The 3,950-nt window shown below is 68.4% G+C and carries 4 protein-coding genes; 3 read left to right on the top strand and 1 reads right to left on the bottom strand.

The window, feature by feature from the left end; genetic code table 11:
* Positions 1-190 precede the first annotated feature (190 nt).
* Together tolQ and VW23_RS20630 are read left to right on the top strand one after the other, a co-directional pair.
* Entirely contained in the window at positions 191-985 is a 795-nt protein-coding gene (gene tolQ, locus VW23_RS20635; RefSeq protein ID WP_084646343.1) for a protein TolQ, read from the top strand.
* On the top strand, positions 945-1,370 hold the full coding sequence (locus tag VW23_RS20630) for an ExbD/TolR family protein (protein WP_069911393.1): 426 nt from the start codon (positions 945-947) through the stop codon (positions 1,368-1,370). Before tolQ ends, VW23_RS20630 begins: the two co-directional genes overlap by 41 nt.
* 26 nt (positions 1,371-1,396) lie before the next feature.
* Here the strand turns inward: VW23_RS20630 and VW23_RS20625 are convergent, their stop codons facing one another.
* The gene (locus tag VW23_RS20625; RefSeq protein WP_069911392.1) at positions 1,397-2,737 is read right to left on the bottom strand and encodes an aminotransferase-like domain-containing protein; all 1,341 of its coding nucleotides are present in this window, start codon (positions 2,735-2,737) and stop codon (positions 1,397-1,399) included.
* A gap of 133 nt (positions 2,738-2,870) precedes the next feature.
* On the opposite strand from VW23_RS20625, the gene VW23_RS20620 reads away from it, so the two are divergent.
* Positions 2,871-3,734 carry a DMT family transporter gene (locus VW23_RS20620; protein WP_069911391.1) on the top strand — a complete coding sequence of 288 codons (864 nt, stop codon included), beginning with the start codon at positions 2,871-2,873 and terminating at the stop codon, positions 3,732-3,734.
* The last annotated feature ends 216 nt before the right edge of the window (positions 3,735-3,950 follow it).

The raw sequence follows: 3,950 nt of genomic DNA, 5'->3' as shown, positions 1-3,950 counted from the left end.
ACAAGAAGACGGACAACTGGCCGGACCGAGTCGACCGTGGCGGCGACCACCGAGGCGACGATCAGCGCCCTGGCCAGCGGCGCGGCTGGCTGGAGCAACAGGGACTAAAGCCGTGGCGGATCGGGCGTGATCGGCGGCCCGCGCCCGGTGCGATCAATGTGGTAGTCGACAGAGTTAGGTAGACGACTGAATGGACGCAACACCCGTGCTCGCAGCGTCGCCAGCTGACGCGTCGACGCTGCAGTTCGATCTCTTCCACCTGTTTCTGCAGGCGCATCTGGTTGTTCAGCTGGTGCTGATCGGCCTGTTGCTGGCGTCGGTGGCGACCTGGGCGATCGTGCTCGACCGCTGGCGGGTCATCCTGTGGGAGCGCCGGGCGGCCTCCCGCTTCGAGCGGCTGTTCTGGTCGGGGCGCTCGCTGGACGAGATCGAGAAATCGATCAACCTCCGCCGCAACATCCCGGCGATCAGTGCGCTGTTCCTCGCGGCCCTCAAAGAGTGGCGGCTGAGCGTCGAGGGCGGGGCGCGCTTGAACCTGCCGACCTTCCGCGAGCGCGTGCATGCGGCGATGGAAGTCGAAGCGCAGCGCCGCATTGCCCGAATGGAGCGCGGTCTGCTGTATCTGGCAACGATCGGTTCGGCGGGACCCTTTATCGGCCTGTTCGGCACGGTCTGGGGCATCATGAACGCCTTCACCTCGATCGCCCAGCAGCAGAATGTCAGCCTCGCCGTGGTGGCGCCCGGCATCGCCGAGGCGCTGGCAGCGACGGCGCTGGGCCTCGTCGCGGCCATCCCGGCGGTGGTGTTCTACAACAAGTTCAGCGGCGACATTGCCGGGTTCGGCTCGCGGCTCGAAAACTTCTCGCGCGAGCTGTGGTCGACCATCACGCGCGAGCTCGATCTCGCCGCCGCGCCGGCAAACGACAGCAGAGGGACGGTCCGCCATGGACTCGATGAGCAACGGGTGGGGCAACCGGCGCGGTAAATCGCGCTTCGCCCCGCAAAGCCAGATCAATGTGACGCCGTTCGTCGACGTCATGCTGGTGCTGCTGATCGTCTTCATGGTGACGGCGCCGCTGATGGCCGTCACCGTCCCGGTCGAGCTCGCCAAAAGCGCCGCGACACCCAAGGTCGATGCCGCGCCGCTCACTGTCACGGTGCAAAGCGACGGCGCCATCTTCATCGGCGATACGCCGGTATCGAAGGAGGCTGTCGTGGCGATGATCCGCGAGCTGTCGAACGGCGAGACCGACCAGCGCATCTATCTGCGCGGCGCCAAGGACGTGTCCTACCAGCAGGTCATGGAGATCATGGGCCTGATCGACGCGGCCGGGTTCAGCCGCATCGGGCTGGTCGGCGCCAGCGGTTGAGCCCGGCGCTGACCCGCAGCTGACGGCTACAGCAACCGCCGCAACACTGCAAAACTCCCCTCATCCATCTGCGCGACGTTGAAGCGCATGAAGTTGCCGGCGGTCTGCGCGGCGCTGAAGGCGTTGCCGGGGGCCAGCACCATGCCCTCGGCCAAGGCGGCGCGGGCGAGCTCGGCACTGTCGCTGCCATCGGGCAGTGTGCACCAAAGGAACATGCCGGCGCGCGGCTCCAGCCAGGGGGTGATGCCGAGTTCGCCGAGCCGTTCGCCGGTGCTGCGGCGGGCCCGTTCCAGCCGGGTGCGCACCGCCTCGGCGTGGCGATGGAAGCGGCCATCGCCGAGCACGCTCAGCACCAGCTCCTCGTTGAGCCGGGCGCCGCCGAACATGGTGGCGATCTTCAGTTCGATCAGCGGCTCGAGCCAGTCGCGCTTCACCGCGATGAAGCCGCAGCGCACCGAGGCGGAGAGGGTTTTGGAGAAGCTGCCGATCTCAATCACCCGGTCGAGCCCATCGAAGCCGGCGAGCCGCGGCGCCGGGCTGTGCTCGAAATCGGCGAAGATATCGTCTTCGATGATCACGAGCCCGTGCTGGTCGGCGAGCTTCAGCACGCGATGCGCGGTCACCGGCGAGAGTGTCGCTCCGGTGGGGTTGTGGACCGCCGAATTGGTGATGTAGAGGCGCGGCCGCTCGGCCGCGAGCGTCGTCGCAAGGGCCTCGACGTCGGGGCCGGCGGGCGCATAGGGCACGCTGACGATGCGCACCCGGTGGGCGCGCAGCAGCGCCTGGAAGTTGAAGTAGCAGGGATCGTCGACCAGCACGGTATCGCCGGGCTCGAGCAGGAAGCGGCAGACGAGGTCGATGGCCTGGGTGCCGCTTTCGGTGAGGACGATCTGGTCGGGCGCCGCCTCGACGCCACGTTCGCCCAGCCGCCGGCTGATCAGCTGCCGCAGTGGTGGCAGCCCGAGCGGCGAGGTGTAATTGGCGAGGCTGTCGACGCCGGCGCGCGAGGCGGTGCGCAGGGCTTTCCTGAGGCTCTGTTCGGCCATCCAGGACGCCGGCAGCCAGCCGCAGCCGGGTTTGGGCACCGCATCGTCGGTTTCGAGCGATTGGCGCGACACCCAGAGTGGGTCGATCGCCCGATCGAGCTTTGGCCCCACCGCCGAAAGCTGCATCGGCGCGGGCTCACGGCCGACGTAAAAGCCCGAGCCCGGGCGCGAGACGATCGCGCCTTCGGCGACCAGCCTGCTATAGGCCTCGGCCACCGTCGACACCGAGACGTCGGAGGATTTCGCCAGCGCCCGTACTGACGGCAAGCGTGCGCCGGCGACCAGGCTGCGCGCGGCGATGCGGCCGCGAATGGTCGCCATGACGCGCTCGATGCGACTTGGCGGGGCAGATTGTGCTGTATCTGTAACCACAACAGTTTGCTCGAACTGTACTCGACTGTAGCTGGCGTGGCTGACGGCGGCAATCGATAAGGCCGCGAATGAGGAGCGCGGCATGGACCGGTCGGCGAGCGGGTGGATCAACGGATTGATCGGGGTGATCATCTTCTCGGGCTCGCTGCCAGCGACCCGGTTGGCGGTCGCGGCCTTCGATCCGGTGTTCCTGACCGTCGCCCGTGCCGGCATTGCCGGGCTGGTCGGGCTCGGCCTGCTGCTGGTGTTCCGGCAGCCCCGGCCGGCGATGCGCGACCTCACCCCGCTGGCCATCGTCGCCTTCGGGGTGGTGGTCGGCTTTCCGCTGCTGACGGCTTTGGCGCTGCAGCATATCACCTCGGCGCATTCGATCGTCTTTATCGGGCTGTTGCCGCTGTCGACGGCGATCTTCGGGGTGATCCGCGGCGGCGAGCGGCCGAGGCCGGCCTTCTGGGCCTTCTCGCTTGCCGGCAGCGCGCTGGTCGCCGGCTTTGCGCTGGCCCAGGGCGGCGAGGCCTCGCCGCTCGGCGATGGGCTGATGCTGGCGGCGATCATCGTCTGCGGGCTCGGCTATGCCGAGGGGGCGAAGCTGTCGCGCACGCTCGGTGGTTGGCAGGTGATCTCGTGGGCGCTGGTCCTGTCGCTGCCGCTGATGGCGCTGCTGACGGTGGTCTACTGGCCCCCTTCGTTCGCCGCCGTCACGCTCCCGGCCTGGTTCAGCCTCGGCTACGTCTCGCTGTTCAGCATGCTGATCGGCTTCGTCTTCTGGTATCGCGGCCTGGCCAAGGGCGGCATCGCGGCCGTGGGGCAATTGCAACTGCTGCAGCCATTCTTCGGCCTCGCCCTGGCGGCGAGCCTGCTTGGGGAGACGGTGACGCCGGCGATGCTGCTGGTGACCGTCGCGGTGATCGGGTGTGTTGCCGGGGCGCGGCGGTTTGCGAAGTAGGGTGGGGGCTCGTGCTGACGGTGCCGCCCCGCCCCCTCGCCCCTTTGGGGAGAGGGCGGCGAATGAGGCCGCCGGCCTCATTCGCGGGGTGAGGGGCGCCAAGCGCACCGGCGTCAGACATCAGCACAGCAGGCTTGCCGGTGTGCTTGGCTACCCCTCACCCTGACCCTCTCCCCAGAGGGGCGAGGGGTCGCGAGACGACCTGCGGTGCAGAAC

Origin of the sequence: Devosia insulae DS-56 (assembly GCF_000970465.2) — a bacterium.
In the GTDB taxonomy this organism is placed as follows: Bacteria; Pseudomonadota; Alphaproteobacteria; order Rhizobiales; family Devosiaceae; genus Devosia_A; species Devosia_A insulae.
The sequence above is the reverse complement of the archived record's forward strand: the minus strand, read 5'-3'. Positions and strand labels throughout refer to the sequence as shown.